Annotated in this window: 16 protein-coding genes; 4 read left to right on the top strand and 12 right to left on the bottom strand. The window is 51.8% G+C overall.

Annotated elements, in window-relative coordinates:
• Positions 1 to 321: 321 nt before the first annotated feature.
• Positions 322 to 1620, top strand: a complete 1299-nt coding sequence (gene dadA, locus C7B16_RS10880) for a D-amino acid dehydrogenase (RefSeq protein WP_107179694.1) — start codon at positions 322 to 324, stop codon at positions 1618 to 1620.
• 9 nt (positions 1621 to 1629) lie between these two features.
• Positions 1630 to 2700: a catabolic alanine racemase DadX gene (dadX, locus tag C7B16_RS10885; RefSeq protein WP_107179695.1), complete on the top strand. Its 1071-nt coding sequence runs from the start codon at positions 1630 to 1632 to the stop codon at positions 2698 to 2700.
• Between the two features lie 54 nt (positions 2701 to 2754).
• Here dadX and C7B16_RS10890 read toward each other — a convergent pair whose 3' ends face one another.
• Positions 2755 to 4497 (bottom strand): potassium/proton antiporter, encoded by a 1743-nt coding sequence (locus C7B16_RS10890; RefSeq protein ID WP_000338390.1) that lies wholly within the window; start codon positions 4495 to 4497, stop codon positions 2755 to 2757.
• Between the two features lie 95 nt (positions 4498 to 4592).
• Positions 4593 to 5507 carry a muramoyltetrapeptide carboxypeptidase gene (gene ldcA, locus C7B16_RS10895; protein ID WP_000077266.1) on the bottom strand — a complete coding sequence of 305 codons (915 nt, stop codon included), beginning with the start codon at positions 5505 to 5507 and terminating at the stop codon, positions 4593 to 4595.
• A 99-nt stretch (positions 5508 to 5606) separates the two neighbouring features.
• Between ldcA and emtA the strand changes: the two genes are divergently transcribed.
• Positions 5607 to 6218, top strand: coding sequence for a membrane-bound lytic murein transglycosylase EmtA (gene emtA, locus C7B16_RS10900; protein ID WP_001516541.1), 612 nt, complete (start codon positions 5607 to 5609; stop codon positions 6216 to 6218).
• Position 6219: 1 nt separating this feature from the next.
• On the opposite strand, the gene ycgR is transcribed toward emtA, so the two are convergent.
• Positions 6220 to 6954 (bottom strand): flagellar brake protein YcgR, encoded by a 735-nt coding sequence (ycgR, locus tag C7B16_RS10905; RefSeq protein WP_105224430.1) that lies wholly within the window; start codon positions 6952 to 6954, stop codon positions 6220 to 6222.
• A gap of 199 nt (positions 6955 to 7153) precedes the next feature.
• Between ycgR and C7B16_RS10910 the strand changes: the two genes are divergently transcribed.
• On the top strand, positions 7154 to 7408 hold the full coding sequence (locus C7B16_RS10910; RefSeq protein ID WP_000511315.1) for a GlsB/YeaQ/YmgE family stress response membrane protein: 255 nt from the start codon (positions 7154 to 7156) through the stop codon (positions 7406 to 7408).
• Positions 7409 to 7457: 49 nt separating this feature from the next.
• Here the strand turns inward: C7B16_RS10910 and C7B16_RS10915 are convergent, their stop codons facing one another.
• The 9 genes from C7B16_RS10915 to dhaL all read right to left on the bottom strand — a co-directional run bounded on the left by C7B16_RS10915 (position 7458) and on the right by dhaL (position 18121).
• Complete coding sequence (locus C7B16_RS10915; protein ID WP_061090495.1) at positions 7458 to 9428, bottom strand: TonB-dependent receptor plug domain-containing protein; 1971 nt, start codon at positions 9426 to 9428, stop codon at positions 7458 to 7460.
• Positions 9429 to 9453: 25 nt separating this feature from the next.
• Positions 9454 to 10308: a ModD protein gene (modD, locus tag C7B16_RS10920; protein WP_016262064.1), complete on the bottom strand. Its 855-nt coding sequence runs from the start codon at positions 10306 to 10308 to the stop codon at positions 9454 to 9456.
• Complete coding sequence (locus C7B16_RS10925) at positions 10305 to 11117, bottom strand: class I SAM-dependent methyltransferase (protein ID WP_107179696.1); 813 nt, start codon at positions 11115 to 11117, stop codon at positions 10305 to 10307. The genes modD and C7B16_RS10925 overlap by 4 nt, the downstream gene beginning before the upstream one ends.
• Positions 11118 to 11126: 9 nt before the next feature.
• Positions 11127 to 11885: an ABC transporter ATP-binding protein gene (locus tag C7B16_RS10930; protein WP_000173307.1), complete on the bottom strand. Its 759-nt coding sequence runs from the start codon at positions 11883 to 11885 to the stop codon at positions 11127 to 11129.
• Positions 11882 to 12868 (bottom strand): FecCD family ABC transporter permease, encoded by a 987-nt coding sequence (locus C7B16_RS10935; protein WP_001261268.1) that lies wholly within the window; start codon positions 12866 to 12868, stop codon positions 11882 to 11884. The genes C7B16_RS10930 and C7B16_RS10935 overlap by 4 nt, the downstream gene beginning before the upstream one ends.
• Complete coding sequence (locus C7B16_RS10940) at positions 12868 to 13890, bottom strand: iron ABC transporter substrate-binding protein (RefSeq protein ID WP_107179697.1); 1023 nt, start codon at positions 13888 to 13890, stop codon at positions 12868 to 12870. The genes C7B16_RS10935 and C7B16_RS10940 overlap by 1 nt, the downstream gene beginning before the upstream one ends.
• 338 nt (positions 13891 to 14228) lie before the next feature.
• On the bottom strand, positions 14229 to 15926 hold the full coding sequence (locus tag C7B16_RS10945) for an alpha,alpha-trehalase (protein ID WP_001516536.1): 1698 nt from the start codon (positions 15924 to 15926) through the stop codon (positions 14229 to 14231).
• A 133-nt stretch (positions 15927 to 16059) separates the two neighbouring features.
• On the bottom strand, positions 16060 to 17478 hold the full coding sequence (dhaM, locus tag C7B16_RS10950; protein ID WP_107179698.1) for a dihydroxyacetone kinase phosphoryl donor subunit DhaM: 1419 nt from the start codon (positions 17476 to 17478) through the stop codon (positions 16060 to 16062).
• 10 nt (positions 17479 to 17488) lie between these two features.
• Complete coding sequence (gene dhaL, locus C7B16_RS10955; protein ID WP_001516534.1) at positions 17489 to 18121, bottom strand: dihydroxyacetone kinase subunit DhaL; 633 nt, start codon at positions 18119 to 18121, stop codon at positions 17489 to 17491.
• Positions 18122 to 18128 lie beyond the last annotated feature (7 nt).

The following is an 18128-nucleotide window of genomic DNA, read 5'->3' on the forward strand; positions in this document are numbered from 1 at the left end:
CTCATTGTTGTCGGTACTCTCTGTGTGGAGAACCTCATTTCAAGCATAGAACACCCGTTAAAAACCGCGTCGCCGGAGAATTTTTTTCTTTGCGATTTCTTATTATCGTAGTGCCAATAATCAGCCTCTGAACGGAATTTTCTGCTGGATAAAAAGTACCTTCAGCAGGAGATACCAAAGACGGCATATTCCCACAGCGTCAGGGAGATGTGAGCCAGCTCACCATAAAAAAGCCATATGTTGAATAATATTTTTATCTAGGTTATCAAGATGTAATTAGATTATTGTTCTTTTACTGTATCTACCGTTATCGGAGTGGCTATGCGAGTTGTCATACTGGGAAGTGGTGTGGTAGGCGTTGCCAGCGCCTGGTATTTAAATCAGGCAGGACATGAGGTCACCGTTATTGATCGGGAACCGGGAGCAGCCCTGGAAACCAGCGCAGCAAATGCCGGGCAAATCTCGCCTGGTTATGCGGCACCGTGGGCGGCGCCAGGTGTGCCGTTGAAGGCGATTAAATGGATGTTTCAGCGCCATGCACCGCTGGCGGTTCGTCTCGACGGTACGCAATTTCAGTTGAAATGGATGTGGCAAATGTTACGTAACTGCGACACCAGCCACTACATGGAAAACAAAGGGCGGATGGTGCGCCTGGCGGAATACAGCCGTGATTGCCTGAAAACATTACGTGCTGAGACTAACATCCAGTATGAAGGGCGGCAGGGCGGGACGCTGCAACTGTTCCGTACCGAACAACAATATGAAAACGCGACTCGCGATATTGCCGTTCTGGAAGATGCTGGTGTGCCGTACAAACTACTGGGATCCAGCCGTCTGGCGGAAGTGGAGCCAGCGCTGGGCGAAGTGGCACACAAACTCACCGGTGGCCTGCAACTGCCCAATGACGAAACCGGCGATTGCCAGCTCTTTACCCAGAATTTAGCGCGAATGGCGGAACAGGCGGGGGTTAAATTCCGCTTTAATACGCCTGTCGATCAACTGCTTTGCGACGGTGAGCAGATCTATGGCGTGAAGTGTGGTGATGAAATGATTAAGGCCGATGCGTATGTGATGGCATTTGGTTCTTACTCGACAGCGATGCTCAAAGGCATTGTTGATATTCCGGTCTACCCGCTGAAAGGTTACTCGCTGACCATTCCGATTGCACAAGAAGATGGTGCGCCGGTGTCCACTATTCTCGATGAAACCTACAAAATTGCCATTACACGTTTCGATAATCGCATCCGTGTCGGCGGAATGGCGGAAATTGTTGGCTTTAATACTGAACTGCTACAGCCGCGTCGTGAAACGCTGGAGATGGTGGTTCGCGATCTCTATCCGCGCGGCGGTCATGTTGAGCAGGCCACGTTCTGGACGGGGCTACGCCCGATGACGCCAGATGGCACGCCGGTTGTGGGGCGTACACGCTTTAAAAATTTGTGGCTGAATACCGGTCACGGCACGCTCGGCTGGACGATGGCTTGCGGTTCTGGTCAGTTGTTAAGCGATCTGCTCTCTGGTCGCACGCCCGCTATCCCGTATGAGGATTTAAGCGTGGCGCGCTACAGCCGTGGATTTACGCCATCGCGCCCGGGTCATTTACATGGCGCGCACAGCTAAGGACGCGAGATGACCAGACCGATACAGGCCAGCCTCGATCTGCAGGCATTAAAACAGAATCTGACCATTGTTCGCCAGGCCGCGCCGCATGCGCGTGTCTGGTCGGTGGTAAAAGCCAACGCGTATGGTCACGGTGTCGAGCGTATCTGGAGCGCGCTCGGGGCCACCGATGGCTTTGCATTACTTAATCTGGAAGAGGCGATAACGTTACGCGAGCGCGGCTGGAAAGGGCCGATCCTGATGCTGGAGGGATTTTTCCATGCTCAGGATCTGGAAATTTATGACCAGTACCGGCTGACCACCTGTGTACACAGCAACTGGCAGCTCAAAGCGTTGCAAAACGCGCGACTAAAGGCACCGCTGGATATTTATCTTAAAGTGAACAGCGGGATGAATCGGCTGGGCTTCATGCCTGAGCGCATGCTTACCGTCTGGCAGCAATTGCGGGCGATGGCGAATGTTGGCGAAATGACGCTGATGTCGCATTTTGCCGATGCGGAGCATCCTGATGGGATTTCTACGGCGATGGCGCATATTGAGCGAGCAGCAGAAGGGCTGGAGTGTCGGCGTTCGTTGTCTAACTCGGCGGCAACCCTGTGGCATCCGGAAGCGCATTTTGACTGGGTTCGACCAGGCATTATTTTGTATGGTGCTTCGCCGTCCGGTCAGTGGCGGGATATTGCCAATACTGGATTACGTCCGGTAATGACATTAAGCAGCGAGATTATTGGTATCCAGACACTAAAAGCAGGAGATCGTGTGGGCTATGGCGGTCACTATACCGCGCGCGATGAGCAGCGAATTGGCATTGTCGCCGCCGGATACGCCGATGGTTATCCGCGTCATGCGCCAACCGGTACACCTGTTTTAGTGGACGGAGTACGCACCATGACGATAGGGACAGTCTCGATGGATATGCTGGCGGTTGATTTGACGCCTTGCCCGCAGGCGGGAATTGGTACGCCGGTTGAGCTGTGGGGCAAGGAGATCAAAATTGATGATGTCGCCGCCGCTGCCGGAACGGTAGGCTATGAGTTGATGTGCGCGCTGGCGTTACGCGTGCCAGTTGTGACGGTGTAACTTGCTGTTAGCCGGATAAGACGCACAGCGTCGCATCCGGCGATACAAACTACATCAAATTTTAGATTCGGCTTCGTCCTCTGCCACCCGAACGCCGATCTTCAACACGGCATTATCTTCTTTCTCAGCCACCGTCCAGATCATCCCGGCAAACTCCACCTGGTCACCGACAACCGGTGCCGCGCCTAACAACTGCTGAACAATTTCACCCAGTGTTTGCTGTTTATCGCGATATTCCCGGCCGTCTTCCAGACCATATATCAGCGCCACATCAGCATATTTGGCGCTGGCTTCGAGAATGAAGTCACCAAAGAAGCGTTGATCCAGCGCGACTGGCGGCGACTGGCTGAACAGTTTACCGAGCGCCGGAAGATCGCGCTCCCGACCAATTACACACAGCACATCGCCTTCGCGCAGTCGGGTGCTGCCGGTGGGATGAAGCAACTGGTTATCACGAAACAGTGCCGCAATACGCGTCTCTTTTGGCATATGCAGATCGCGCAGTGCCGCACCCACGCACCATTTATCGGCACTTAACTGATAAACAAACTGCTCCCACGGGTTTTCCGGGTGAATATCCAGGCCAACGCGTGATACAGGACGTCCGACGGGCGGAACCACGACTTTGGCTTTTTTCGCTGCCCACGAGAGTGATGTTCCCTGTAATAGCAGTGAAACCAGCACCACGAAGAAGGCGACATTAAAGAACAAGCGCGCATTTTCCAGCCCCGCCATCATCGGGAATACTGCCAGAATGATCGGCACCGCGCCGCGTAATCCCACCCAACTGATAAACACCCGTTCGCGCAGATTGAAGCCGCGGAACGGTAATAATCCGGCAAATACCGACAGGGGACGGGCGAAGAAAATCATCCATGCGGACAATATGAGCGCCGGAATGGCAATAGGCAGCAGGTCGCTCGGATTAACCAACAGGCCGAGCACGAGGAACATGGCGATTTGTGCCAGCCAGGCGAGGCCGTCGAAATTTTGCAGAATGCCGTAGCGGTTGCGAATCGGGCGATTACCCAGCAGAAAACCGCACAGATAAACTGCCAGAATACCGCTGCCTTCCAGCGCCGTGGTTAAAGAGAAAATCAGGATACCGCCGCTTAATGCCAGCAATGGATACAAGCCCGCAGGCAGAGCAATGCGGTTAATCATTTGCAGCAGTAAATAACCACCGCCAAGACCGATCACAATTCCCAGCCCAAATTGCTGCAGAATATCGACAACGAACATCCAGCTAATAGTGCTTTCATGATGCTGGATCATCGCAATCAAGGTAATCGTCAGAAAGACGGCCATCGGATCATTGCTGCCGGATTCTATCTCCAGTGTTGAGCCAACACGTTCGTTAAGTCCCTTGCCGCCAAGCAGAGAAAAGACCGCTGCGGCGTCGGTGGAGCCGACAATGGCACCGATTAATAAGCCTTCAATCAAATCAAGATTAAACAACCACGCCGCCATCATGCCGGTTAAACCTGAGGTGATAAGCACGCCGACTGTCGCCAGTGAAAGCGCCGGACCTAATGCAACACGAAATGAGCTGGCCTGGGTTCGCATCCCGCCGTCGAGCAAAATAATTGCCAGCGCCAGATTACTTACCATGTAGGCAAAAGGATAATTATCAAACGGAATGCCGCCGACGCCATCGACGCCCGCCAACATGCCAATCGCCAGGAAAATAACCAGAATCGGAATGCCAAGGCGGGAAGAAAATGAACTAAGTAAAATACTACTGGTGACAAGGATGGAGCCTAAGATGAAAAGGCTAATGATTGTTGCGGCATCCAACGGTCGGTTACTCCTGATTACGCTGTCTCGTACTATAAACCCTACCATATTCACGGCAGAAACAGCGTTTTACTTGGCCCTGAAGCGTGATTTTTTTACGCTTTCAGAACAGGATGACCGCTTATTGTCATCCGTGTGCCTCTTTTATCGTTATTGAGTATGGCATGTGCGCCCAACGGCAGTGTAACCGTGCGTTGTTCATGACCAAAATCGAGGCCGGTGATGAGTGGGATCGACAGACGAGAGCGCAAGAACGCGTAAACTGACTCCAGGTTGTAACCCGCGTCATAATCATTTGGCGCGCTGCCACTGAAACTACCGAGAATGATCGCGCTCTGACGATGTAAAATACCTGCGTGATAAAGCTGTAACAACATGCGCTCGACGCGGAAAGGATGCTCGTTGATATCCTCCAGCACCAGAATGCCGTTCTCGATTTGCGGCATCCAGGGCGTACCAATCAGCGAAATCAACATCGCGAGGTTGCCTCCCCACAACGTGCCTTCGCTCTGACACGCCGGGCCTTCCCCTTGCCATTCAATGGCGAACGTTTCATTACGTAACGCCAGCCAGAAATGGTGCTCGGTAAAGGCGTTCAACTCATCCGCGCCAAAATTCGCCACCAGCATCGGTCCGCTAAAGGTGATGACATTGCCTTGCGCCAGAAGAGCGCACTGAATGGCCGTAAAATCGCTATGCCCGCAGATGAGCAACGGATCATGTTGTTGGCGAGTTACCAGTGCCTGCCAGTCAATGTCTGCCAGTAAGCGACTGGCACCGTAACCGCCGCGTACTGCCAGTACGATAGTGTTGGGTGACGTCAGCCTGGCAAGGGCATTGATATCCTCCAGTCGCTCCGTTTCCGTACCAGCAAAACGCTCACAGCGTCGGGCAATGACCTCTACGTTATTGACCTGATGACCTGCATCCGTCAGGCGTTGAATACCGCGCTGCGCGGCGTGCTGATTAATGCAGTAACCCGACGGGGCGATTAAGTGAAACTGAGACATGGCAATTCCTTGCTGACAACAGAAACGAATTGTATATCATGCCGCTTAGGTGTGCTGTTGTCACCTCAACGGCGATTCCAGGCTATAAGGATAGATGAAGTGAAATTGAGATGGTTTGCCTTTTTGATTGTGTTATTAGCGGGTTGTTCATCTAAGCATGACTACACGAACCCGCCGTGGAACGCGAAAGTTCCGGTACAACGTGCAATGAAGTGGATGCCAATAAGCCAGAAGGCCGGTGCGGCCTGGGGTGTCGATCCACAATTGATCACGGCGATTATCGCTATTGAATCGGGCGGTAACCCAAACGCGGTCAGTAAGTCGAATGCGATTGGTCTGATGCAGTTGAAAGCCTCAACGTCCGGACGTGATGTTTATCGCCGCATGGGGTGGAGTGGCGAACCGACAACCAGCGAACTGAAAAACCCGGAGCGCAATATCTCAATGGGGGCGGCTTACCTGAATATTCTGGAAACCGGCCCGCTGGCAGGAATTGAAGATCCGAAGGTACTGCAATATGCACTGGTGGTGTCATACGCCAACGGAGCTGGCGCGCTGTTACGGACTTTCTCATCAGATCGGAAAAAGGCGATCAGTAAAATCAACGATCTGGACGCTGACGAGTTCCTCGAGCATGTAGCGAAAAATCATCCCGCACCGCAGGCACCGCGCTATATCTACAAACTCGAGCAGGCACTGGATGCGATGTAACTCAGTCGCGTATTTTGTCCGCTTTCTCCCGGGCTTCCCGTTCGAGTGAGAAAATAATTCGCTGTAATTGCCGCTCCACCGTCGGGCCGACGTTAAGAAAACGAAAGCTCAGACGGGGAGTGGAGATGGTTTCATTTTTGCCATCAATCAATTTGCGTTCGCTGATAGCCAGTAACTGGGCGTCAAAGTGAAAAACTCCCCATTGTCCCATGTTGACCTCAATCTGTGCGAAGCGCATGCCTTCGTGCAATCCGGCTGGTTTTTCCGTTTCCAGCAATGCGCCCATGCCACCTAACGATAAATCATACAGGCGAAAACGTAACGTACTGTTATCTGCCAGTTTGGTCTGGCAATAATAAGGCGGATGAAGTGGGGCGGAGATGCGAAAATATCGGCGTCGTTGTACAAACCATAAGGCGGGAGGGAGTGTGGTGATGAACGCAGGAAGCTGCAAATACTCACTTTGCTGTAATTGTTCAACAGTAAACTCGACTTTCGCCCCCTGAGTTTCGGCGGTAATAGTAATGTGCTGCGCTTTAAGCGCTGTATTATTGTCTTCTGGTTGACTGCCGTGATCCAGCACCAGTTTATCAGGGCTTATTGCCAGTATTTTGCTGATCAACTGACCGCCTGACCAACTGATACGCAAGGGAACAGCGGCTTTGTGCAAATCGCGTAAAACGCCCAGGACTGCTAACGGATTTTGTTTCAGGAACTGCTCATGGTAATGACTCACGCGGAAAAACTCCTGACCGACAAACTGTCTTTGGTTTATCGGTAGTGATTAACAAAACTTAATACAAATGCGTGAATATTTTTTACACGTTGATCTTAAATCAACCGACAGACGCCAGCATCGATCCAGCCCTTGCCTATACTTAGAGCGTTGACGTAAACATTTTCTGCGTCCGATTCATCGAAACGAGGGCCTGAACATGGGAATTATTGCCTGGATTATTTTTGGCCTGATAGCCGGCATTATCGCCAAGCTGATCATGCCAGGGCGTGATGGTGGTGGATTTTTCCTGACCTGTATTCTCGGGATAGTCGGTGCGGTTGTCGGCGGCTGGCTGGCGACCATGTTTGGCATTGGCGGTTCCATCAGCGGTTTTAATTTGCACAGCTTCCTGGTGGCGGTGGTCGGCGCTATCCTGGTTCTGGGGGTATTTCGCCTTCTGCGAAGAGAATAAGATTTTCATAAGGCGGATAGCGGTGCTGACGCCGCTATCCGCTTTCAAATCAGAACGTATACTCCACACCTGCCCAGAAATTACGCCCTTCTTCAATAAACCCTTCGCTGTAGGCATATTTCGTATCAAACAGGTTATTGACGGACGCATTGACGCTGAAGCCATGACCTAAGGCGTAATCGGCACGAATGTGGGTCACCGCAAAACCGGCGGCTTTTTGTGAACCGTCGCTGTTGCTGTAACTGGAAGAACGCGCCTCTTCCGACAGCGTTACGCTTAACGGCTCCCACGGTTTGAGTGTCATCCATGCAGTCATTGTCTGTGTCGGCAGATCGGTTATCTTGCCGATATCTTTGCGTTTGGCATCGGCATGAATCAGAGCGTAGCTCAATCCTACATCCAGTACATTGCTGATTTTCCCCTTAATACCGGCATCCAGGCCACTGTAATCTACCGTGCCGCTGTTCTGGTTTTGAATGGTATCGGCATCGATATTGTGTGAAAGGATGGCGTCACTTACCCGGTTATAGTAAACGCTGACTTCAAATCCCCAGGCGCGGGTGAAAGCGCCATTCCAGGTTAAATCCACTCCGCGAGCGCGTTCTGGCTTAAGTTGTGGATTAACAATGGCTATCTGGTTATACGCCGGTTTGGACGTGGTATAGCGTTCTTTCAGTGTCGGGAAGCGCGTGCGGTCATAGTATGAAAGCGCCAGCGTGTCTTCATTGGCAAAGTGGTATTTCCCCATCACCTGCCAGTTAAAAGCTGACTGATTGTTGTCGTCATAATGGGTGATGCTGCCATCTTTTTCGTGTTTTTTCGCTTCTACGCTATCACGCCAGTCATAGCTGATCCCGGCCACAACATCCAAATTATCAGCAGCAGCCCATTGATATTCACTGGCGAGCGACCAGGTACGATCTTCATAGCGATCGTAAGCGGCGTGAGGTGCACCTTTTTCCCGGTGTACGTCATCCTTCCAGTTAACGGCAAACGACAGCAGATCGTTTTCACGTACATCGGCCGCCAGTTGTAATCCGGCACCATCGCTGTAATCGGAATAGTGACTATAGCTACCGTTTTTACTTTTCAGATCGGCCAGCGAGTTGTACATCATGAGCGTATTTTCAAAGGTGTCGCGATACAGCCGGCTTTTCAGGGTAAAACGGTCGTTTAGCTGTGTGGTTCCCTGATAGTAAAAACTTTCTTTGTCATACTCCGGCCACTGCCAGTAGCGTGACTTTTGGCCACTGTTTCCGCTGTATGGCGGGTTGTCTTTTTCGCCATCCTGCTTAATGTAAGTCAGCGTGTATTCATCGTTTTCACGCGGTGTAAAACCGAGCTTCACAATGCCGCGTTTGTCATCGGCAGATGAGTTAATCATCTTGCCGTGCTTGCCTGCAATATCATTATTAACACCGTGTGGCAGGCCGAGAAAATCCTGTTTTAGCTGGCTGCCGCTGACTTGCAAGTATCCCAGATCGCTGCTGGCGGCAAATGAAGCGTGCATATCGTAGGCGTTGTCCTGACTACGACTCCATCCCTGACGATATCCCAGACTCGCTTCCAGCGGTTTGGTCGGTTTCTGAGTGGTGATGTTTATGGAACCCCCCATCTGATTAGGTCCCTGTAGCAGTGAGGAATACCCTTTGGAAACTTCGACCGCGCCCAGATTGTTGGTTAAAATCCGCGCCAGATCGAGGTTACCATCATAGGGAACATAAATGGGGACGCCGTCGAAATAGACCGGCACCTGACGGCTATCAAAACCACGAACTTTGACCTGTTCTTCGTTGCGGCTGCCTGATTTTTGCAGCACCACGCCGGGAACGACACTTAATGCCTGAGCAACATTTTGTTTATCCAACGCCTTTATGGTGGGTTGATCGAGAATGGTGGTCGTCGTCGATGATACAGGGCTGGACCATACAGTCAGTGTATCGCTCTCTTGAGCTGCTACGGCCTGCTGGGCAAGTGCAATTGATAATGCTGTGCAGAGATAATGTTTTTTGAATCTCATAAAATAAATTCCGTTTAATAAAGAATTAAAAAGAGGCTTTGGGTTTCAGACTGACTTTGATATCAGCCGGTGCCGCGTAATAAGGCGCGGAGGTAATAAACAGTCGGATGCCACAATCGAGGTAATTTTTGAGAGTTGTCAGATTAATTCCACCCGTCAGAGCCAGCGTGCAGTGAGGAGCCAGTGACGGTGCTTTTTGCGCAATTTCCGTTGCCTGCTGCGGACTAAATTTGTCGAGCTGAAGTACGTCTGGTTGCGCGCGTAACGCGGCAATTGCCTCTTCAGGCGTATCGGCTTCAACAACGATTTTCTTCTCCGGTGCGTGGCGACGTAACTGAGCGATTGCGCCCGACCAGTCCTGCTTGTCGGCAAGAAAATGACGGTGGTTGGCAAACAATAATATGGTCTCCGCACATCCGGCACGGTGAATCAATCCCCCTGCGGCCAGAATTGCCTGCGCTGCCAGTAAACGGGTGCCGGGGATCGCTTTTCGGGTGCAGGCAATATTGCCATCGGAATAACGTTCGCGAAGCAGCATCAACATTTGAGCGAGATAATCAGACACGCCGCAACTCCACTCCAGCACGTTCTGGACTGCTTTCCACCCCTGATGAAGTGCTGCGGCATTGCCATGTGCCCGGATTAGACGCTGACCCGGGTTCGCTAGTGAACCGTCGCTGACAGCATCATCGATGGTTAATCCCAGCGTGGTTAACATCTTGCAAGCCACCGCCACACCACTGACGCAGCCGCCCTTGCGGTGAAAAAAATCAATAACACCAGGCTGTTCACCGATGCCTAATGCACGTGTGGTCAGGTCACCTCCCTGGATATCCTCCAGAAGTAACGCATCGATTTGTGCCTGAGAAATGAAAATCATCGCAGTGCCTCCTGTGGCACGCTGTCCCACCAGATGAGTGCCCAGTCGCGGCTGGCAGGGGCGAGGGCGCGAGCATCCTGTTGTTGATACCAGCGATATAACCGTTCGCGTTCATCGTCGTTAAGCGTGCCGAGACTCCAACTGACGTTCTGCTCAAAACGTTCCCAGGTACTGTTATCCTGTTGGCAATTTTGCCCACGGATAAAATCAACGTGAGCATAAATTCCCATCTGATACAGCACGTTAAGTGCAAAGATATAGTTGGGTAATTCGATCACTTCCCGACCTGCCGCCCGCTGGATGGCAGGGGAGACGAACGAGGTACTGACAAGATGGGTGGTATAGACGCGTAACCCTGCCTGATTATTCAGTTTGGTCATCGCCTGGCGCATGTCAGCCACCAGCGTGGATCGGGAAGCCACGGCAATATCGCAGCGTGGCAGGTCACTCCAGTCCTCTTCCCAGGCGCGTTGGATCCAGTGGACATTGTCGGCCTTCATCGCGGCGGCGCGACGGGCGGCAACGTTCAGCATCCCCTGACTGTAATCAACGCCATAAACGGTAGTGACTTTATCAGCCAGTGCCAGTGACACAGTGCCCGGTCCACAGCCCATATCGAATAAGGAATTTGCGCCCTGCAGGTCAATTTTAGCGATCAGTTGTTGCAGATAGCTGTCCGTTGGCGAGGCGCAATTCTCGGCCATTTTTTCCGCCCGTTGATCCCAGTGATCTGGCGTTTTTTCTGTTCGGTGAGCCAGCTTTAATTGCTGAAGATAAAGGTCTGCAAAATCAATATCATCAATGAGCATGATTGTTCCTTAGCGTTTAATGGCAGAGAGGTGATGATGAATCTGGGCGGCGGAAACCCGATACAGGGCTGCCAGTTTGTCCATTGTCAGTTGTTCAGCCGGTAAGCCTTGTGTTACGCGTCCATCTGGCTCAACCCGGATAACGCTGTCGGCAATGGCGTTAGCATGTAGCGGATGATGGGTCGACATCAGCATCGTCATTCCGTTATTTTTTAGCTGCGCCAGGGTGTCCAGCAGTTGGATCTGATGACCAAAATCGAGGCTGGAGGCAGGTTCATCCAGTAACAACAAGCGTGGTTGCTGAAGCAGGGCGCGGGCGATTAATGCCATCTGGCGTTCACCGCCGCTAAGGGTATTCCAGCGCCTTGTCGCCAGATGCGAAATACCCAGCTTTTCCAGTTGCTCTGTGGCTTTCAGGCGTTCTTGCTTACCGGGGACGGAAAACGTCCCCATTATTGGAGTCAGTCCCATTAACACCATGTCCAGTACACTGAAAGCAAAAACACCGTCGTGAGCTTGCGGCACCCAGGCAATAGCTTGCGCGCGCTGGTGATGGCTAAGTTTCTGAACAGGTACGCCATCCAGCAAAATCTCGCCACCTGACAATGGAATCACGCCAAGAATGGTGCGCATCAGCGTAGTTTTACCGCAGCCATTGGCTCCCAGCAGGCAACAAATTGATCCCTGAGACAGGTTGAAGGAAACGTCGTGTAGCACCGGATGGCGGGAGTAACCCAGAGAAGCATGACGGACGGCAAGCAAAGTCACTGGCGACCTCCGCGTAACAACAACAGCAGAAAAAATGGTGCACCAACAAAAGCGGTCAGAATGCCGAGCGGGATTTCTGTTGTCCCAATGCTTCGCGCCAGTGTGTCGGTGAGCAGAAGCAGAATGGCACCTGTAGACATCGCCACAGGCAATAGTTGCTGATGGTTGTGACCAGTCAACAAGCGGGCAATATGTGGGACGACGAGGCCGATCCAACCAATAATTCCTGCTATTGCCACTGTGCTGGCGGTGATTAGCGTGGCGCAGATAATCAACCCTAACCTCAGGCGCGCAACATTCAGCCCCAGCGAGCTGGCTTCATCGTCGGAAAGTGTGAGTAAATTCATGCGCCAGCGGAGGAAAAACAGGGGCAGGGAGCCAATTAGAATGATCGGCGCAGCGTAGTAAAGATCACGCAAGGTTACGGTGGACAGCCCTCCCAGCAACCAGAAGGTTATTGAAGGTAACTGGGTGTAGGGATCGGCCAGAGTTTTTATTAGCGAAATACCGGCTCCGCATAGCGTACCCAGCGCAATACCGACCAGTACCAGAGTTAAGACCGGATCGTGGCGGGTAACCCGGCGTGTAATCAACCAGACACCCGCGACGACCAACAGTCCGCCGCAAAACGCGTACAGTTGGATGTAAACAATCGATAATCCCCACAGGATTGCCGCGCAGGCCCCGAGTCCGGCACCCGCGGAGACACCCAGAATATCTGGTGAAACTAAGGGATTACGGAACATACCCTGATAGGTGGTTCCCGCCCCCGCCAGCGCAGCGCCCAGTAACAGCGCAGCAAGAATGCGCGGTACGCGGATTTGCCAGAAGACAATGTGTTCCTGCACTGGGACATCTTCTTGACGAAGAATGAGCGCCAGCAACTGCTGCATATCGAGATGATAAGCCCCACTTACGGCAGCAAAAGTGATGCTGATGGCTGCCAGCAGCAAAAGCAAAATAAACCCGTTCACTGTTCTCATTAGCTCGCCACCATTTTTTGATAGTCGGCGTCACTTAATGTGCTATGCCAGAACAGTTGGGCGTAACGCTGCATATCATCTTTAAACTGGCTGTTGACTACGGGATCGAGCCAGGCATGCAATCGGCGTAACCCCAAAAGGCGATTGATTCCTGGTGGGGCATCCAGCCAGCCAAAGGGCAAACCAGTTAAAAATAAGATGCGTCGTTCCGCGACAGCTTTTACCCCCTGCCAGAGCGTGTCGTTACGGATAAAGTCAGCAGTGACGGGATCCTGAACCAGAATAATATCCGGCTGCCAGCGCAGCAGGTTTTCCATGGATACTTGCGCCAGCCCATGACGATCGGCAATTTGTGCAACATTGTGCAGACCTAATAATTCTGCCGCCTCAGTATGCAACGAACCTTGTAAACCTGTTTCCAGCCCCCGGGCACCACGCGCGGCATAAAAGCGAATGTTGGCAGCGGGCGAGGCGGCGAACGCCTGAGCTTCACGAACGAAACGGTTGGCGAGACTGGCTTGTTCTGCGGCGCGGTTTTCTTCGCCTAACGTTTTGCCCAGCGTTGTTAACTGTTCTGCGGATTGCTCCAGTTTCCCGTTAAGCAATAACCAGGGGATTTGTGTCTGCTCGCTAACCTGCCGGGCCTGGGAGATCCAGGTGTCATCTGTATTGCCGCAATCAACGACCAGATCGGGCTGCAATGCCATCAGCCCTTCCATCGAGAGCGAACTGGCGCGCCCGGCAAGCCGCCCAAGTTTAGGTAAATGGCGAATCGCCGGGGGTAATGGAATAGCCGCTTCGCGGGCAAAGTCAAAGGAAGAAAAACCGACCAGTTTTTCCGGAGCGACAGCCAGCAAAAGCAGATCCGCAGGCGCACCAGCGCTGACTATGCGCGTAATCTTTTTTGCGTCGGGGAGCATCGGTGAGGCCCAGAATTTAACGGGTTGTGCAAAGGACGGCAAATGATACAGGAGCAGGGTGGATGCAAGAGCCTGCGTAAACATCCGTCTGGTTAGTGGCATGAGTAATATCCTGACAATCAAAACCGCTATATATTTACATATATATCGATAAAGATCATGTTTGATATCAAGATTTATTTAAAGAAACAGATTGGTCTGCTTATTTGCTAAACAGCATTTTGTTTAACAAGAAAAATTATCAGGGAGAATGGGAGACAGACAAAAAATATAAATAGAATCGTAATGATTAATAAATTGATAATGCAAGATTTAACGCTTGCTCTGATATAAGGCGGCTAAGGTATAGAATGTATAATGAGCGATTTTTGATATTTCATGGAAAAAATGGGCAATGCCAATTTAATGTGCGGAATGACATTGCCCGATATACAGTAAATTTAAGGCGTAGGTTCCGCCTCTTTTTGTTTAACCGGCGGTGTTGTTGATTTACTGAGTGGGCGACTTGCCGGAACGTTGTCACACGGTTGCGCTTTCGGGCAGATCAAATCCAGCATTTTCAGCGTCACGCCGTTGGTCCAGCCAAAGCCATCCTGCAACGGATATTCGCCACCGCCGCCACCTGTTCCGGTGGTGCTGACATCATATTTTTCGACCAGCTTTTTCTCCCGGTCATAAGTGTGTTGAACATTGGTCAGGAAATTCCAGCTAATATCCATCGCCACCTCATTTTGCCCGTAGTTTTGCAATCCTTCGGTAGCAACCCATTGCAACGGTGCCCAGCCATTTGGCGCATCCCATTGCTGTCCACTTTTCACCGAGGTGGTGTTCAGTCCGCCAGGTTGCAGCAGATGCGTTCTGGTCGCCGTTGCCATTTTGCTGGCACGATCTTTCGCCGCAGCGTTGACATACAGCGGGAACAGGGCGGCGGCAGTTAACTGATTGCGTACTTTATGGCTCTTCAGATCGTAATCGGCATACCAGCCTTGCTGGTCGTTCCACAGGTATTTTTCGATCCCTTGCTGACGGGCATTGGCTAATGTTTCATATTGACTGGCCATCGCGTTATCCCCGGCGGCTTTACTGGCGCTGGCGAGAATTTTTTCCATTTTATACATCAGACTATTAAGATCGACCGGCACAATGCTGGTGGTGCGCAAGGTATTTAACTGCTGTGGATTATCCATCCAGCGCGAGCTGAAATCCCAGCCAGATGCGGCGGCGGAACGCAGGTCGCGATAGATTTCCGTAGCGGGGCGACCGGGATTGCTTTTGGCTGTGGCGATATCTTCCACCCACGATTCCGGACGCGGTGTATCGCGGTCGTCCCAGTAGCGGTTAAGGATAGTGCCATCCTTGAGCTTTACAACGCGTTTTTCCTGTTGCCCGGCTTGCAGGTTTTCAACGCCGTCCATCCAGTAAGCATATTCTTTTTGCAGTTGCGGCAGATACTGTTTCAACGCTGCATCGCCTTCATGTTGTGCCAGTAACTCCACCATCAGGGCAAAGAAGGGTGGTTGTGAACGGCTCAAATAATAGCTGCGATTACCGTTTGGAATATGTCCGTAAGTGTCTATTTCATAGCCAAAATTCGCCACCATATCCGCAACTTTATCCCAGTGACCGCTTTCAGCAAGCCCCAGCATAGTGAAGTAGCTGTCCCAGTAATATACTTCCCGGAAACGCCCCCCCGGCACGACATAGGGTTTCGGCAACGGCAGCAGAGAGTCCCATTTTTCGGTGCTTTCGGTTGTGCGGGTTAATACCGGCCAAAGCCCATCAATATGTTCACGTAGCGACTGTCCCTTTGGTGGGATGTGTTTCTCGCCTTCTTTTGGCAGGGAGAAATTGACTTTCACGAAGTGACGCAAATCAAACCCGCTCTGGTTCTGTTGCATCCGGTAATCAGCGAGGATCATCAGCGGATCGCTGTTTGGCACGGCGTCGGCAAAGGTTTTTTGATCCGGAAAAAGTTTGGCGTTTTGTACATCGTCAAACAACGGTCCCAACAAAATATCAGGCGATTGTGGTGTGACGGCAATTTCTTCCGCTTGTGCCGATAGCGCGGCAAAACACAAAAAAAGTGTGGTGGGAATTAACGCCATTCTTTGTGGATGACGAGGGACACGTGGTTTCATCAATCATTCTCCTTTGGCGATACCGAACAAAACGGTATTCAAGTATCAGAAAACCTTAGTTCAGGATCGCCGTAAGGACATGATTGAAATCTTATTCTGCGAACTGACAGACAAATCTGACGGAGAATCTAATTTAACTCTGATGCCTGAAGCGTTGTGCTTTTACATCCAGGGTTAATGTCTCTTCAGGTTGTAGCGCATACAGTTTCTCGCCCTGCTGACAAACCCAGCCAATGCCCAGTTCACGGGCAATTAAGGCGCTGTGGGATACCGGGCTTCCGGCGCTAAGACAGATGCCTTTAACGACAGTCGGGTCCAGTTGCAACATGGTGGAAGGGTAAATATTCTCCGCCAGTAAAATAGTCGGCGCGCTAAATTGCGGCAGTTCTTCTTTCGTCTGTGTCAGGTGGAGCAGGGTACGATGCAGAAGATCGTCTACATCAATATAGCGAGCTTGCAAATATTCATCATCAAGCTGCTGATATTGCTGGCTAAGTTCTTTAAGAACCTGCTGCCAGGCATATTCTGCTGTGCAGTGTTCATGCTGAAGGAGTTCGCTTGCCGCCGCCAGTAGCTCAGGATCGTCTAACAGAGTATGGTGGCCGGAAAAGATCGCGGCGATATCGTCGAGCCCGTTTGCCTCTGCCTTTGCCGATAAGGCCATCAAATCTAACAATGTGAAGTCAATCGCCTGGCGTAATCGTTCCTGTTCTTGTTCCGCTGTCAGAGTTGATTTCGCCTGCACTGTGCATAAAACCGGTTGATAATAGAAGGCTTTACCCGTGACAGGAGGGACTGGGCGCAGAGTCGGTGGCGCTATCTCTTCCGTTTCACCAAAGTTATCTTCAGCCAACTGGCGGAAAGCGGCCAGCGCCTCTTCAGCTTCAGGCCCTTTCACAATCAGGCGCAGAGTATCGTTATAGCGGACTTGTAACAGCGCAATCTGGTTAATACTTTCCGGCGTGACGCATTTACCGTTTTTCTCCAGCAACATGTCCGCATTAAATACCGATAAGGTATAGACCAGTCGGGAGGCAGGGCGCACGTGGAGGCCGTTACGGTTTTTAATCACCACCGCCAGAGAACGAGCCTCTTCATCGTGCGGAGGGCATATGTCAGAGATTTCACTGTTGGATGACGGTAAACCCAGTTGTTCGCGTTTGGCTTCCAGCGCATGCATTGCGTCATGGATAACCTGGTTGATATCCGCACCTAACGCCGCGCTGACCGTCGCAGCCAGCGTCCCTTCAACCAACGGTGCGGCGCACAACCGTACTTTTGCGGCGATCTCTGGCGCAAGCAATTCCAGTGCGGTTTCTGCACTCAATAACGCGCTCCCCATATCCATCATGACCAGCACATGGTCGGCATCGGCAACGGATTCGATGGCTTCCATCACTTTGACGGCATCGGTGCCGATGGGATTTTGTGGATCATCAATCCCCGCGGCAACGGCGATTTTACAACTATCGCTCATCAGCATCTGACGGGCTAATTCACCAACACCTTCTCCCAGTCGGGCGCTATGTGAAACTATGACCAGGTTTACCATCACCAATTCCTTACTCTTTCGCGGCTAAAGCCAGCATTTTCATCATAAACATCACGGAGGTCGCGCCAGGATCCTGGTGACCGATACTGCGTTCACCGAGGTAACTGGCACGGCCTTTGCGGGCTTGCATCGTAATCGTGCTTTGTGCAGCGGATTCAGCGACGCTGCTGGCAGCGTCGAGCGCCGCCGGAACAGAGAGATTTTGCTCGCAGGACTGACGTAACGACTCAACCACCGGCACCCAGACATCGCACATGGTCTTATCGCCGGGCTCGGCTTTTCCCCGGCTGATTACGCCATCCGCACCATCGCGGAACATCTGATAAAGCTCTTCCAGCGTCAGGCTTTGTCGTGCCTGAGTTACCTGTGCGGCGCGAATAAAAAACGTACCGAACAGCGGACCACTGGCACCGCCGACGCTGGAAAGCAACGTCATACCGGTATTTTTGAGGATGAAACCAATATCCTTGTCCTCGATGGCGGGTAGTTTCTCCACCACTTTGCTAAAGCCACGATTCATATTCAGCCCGTGGTCAGCGTCACCAATTTCACGGTCAAGGCTGGTGAGATAATCGCTCTCTTTGCTGAAAATTTCTCCACAGCGAGTGAGCCAGTTAACAATCTGTGTTCTGCTCAGTGACATCATCATC

This window comes from Escherichia sp. 20412-1, assembly GCF_003027595.1.
In the GTDB taxonomy this organism is placed as follows: domain Bacteria; phylum Pseudomonadota; class Gammaproteobacteria; order Enterobacterales; family Enterobacteriaceae; genus Escherichia; species Escherichia marmotae.

Excerpts from the sequence above, each read along its gene's own strand:
- dhaM (WP_107179698.1), bottom strand. The coding sequence starts at position 17,478 with ATGGTAAACCTGGTCATAGTTTCACATAGCGCCCGACTGGGAGAAGGT.
- ldcA (WP_000077266.1), bottom strand. The coding sequence starts at position 5,507 with ATGTCTCAGTTTCACTTAATCGCCCCGTCGGGTTACTGCATTAATCAG.
- C7B16_RS10935 (WP_001261268.1), bottom strand. The coding sequence starts at position 12,868 with ATGAGAACAGTGAACGGGTTTATTTTGCTTTTGCTGCTGGCAGCCATC.
- dadA (WP_107179694.1), top strand. The coding sequence starts at position 322 with ATGCGAGTTGTCATACTGGGAAGTGGTGTGGTAGGCGTTGCCAGCGCC.
- dhaL (WP_001516534.1), bottom strand. The coding sequence starts at position 18,121 with ATGTCACTGAGCAGAACACAGATTGTTAACTGGCTCACTCGCTGTGGA.
- C7B16_RS10945 (WP_001516536.1), bottom strand. The coding sequence starts at position 15,926 with ATGAAACCACGTGTCCCTCGTCATCCACAAAGAATGGCGTTAATTCCC.
- C7B16_RS10940 (WP_107179697.1), bottom strand. The coding sequence starts at position 13,890 with ATGCCACTAACCAGACGGATGTTTACGCAGGCTCTTGCATCCACCCTG.
- C7B16_RS10915 (WP_061090495.1), bottom strand. The coding sequence starts at position 9,428 with ATGAGATTCAAAAAACATTATCTCTGCACAGCATTATCAATTGCACTT.
- dadX (WP_107179695.1), top strand. The coding sequence starts at position 1,630 with ATGACCAGACCGATACAGGCCAGCCTCGATCTGCAGGCATTAAAACAG.
- C7B16_RS10910 (WP_000511315.1), top strand. The coding sequence starts at position 7,154 with ATGGGAATTATTGCCTGGATTATTTTTGGCCTGATAGCCGGCATTATC.
- C7B16_RS10925 (WP_107179696.1), bottom strand. The coding sequence starts at position 11,117 with ATGCTCATTGATGATATTGATTTTGCAGACCTTTATCTTCAGCAATTA.
- modD (WP_016262064.1), bottom strand. The coding sequence starts at position 10,308 with ATGATTTTCATTTCTCAGGCACAAATCGATGCGTTACTTCTGGAGGAT.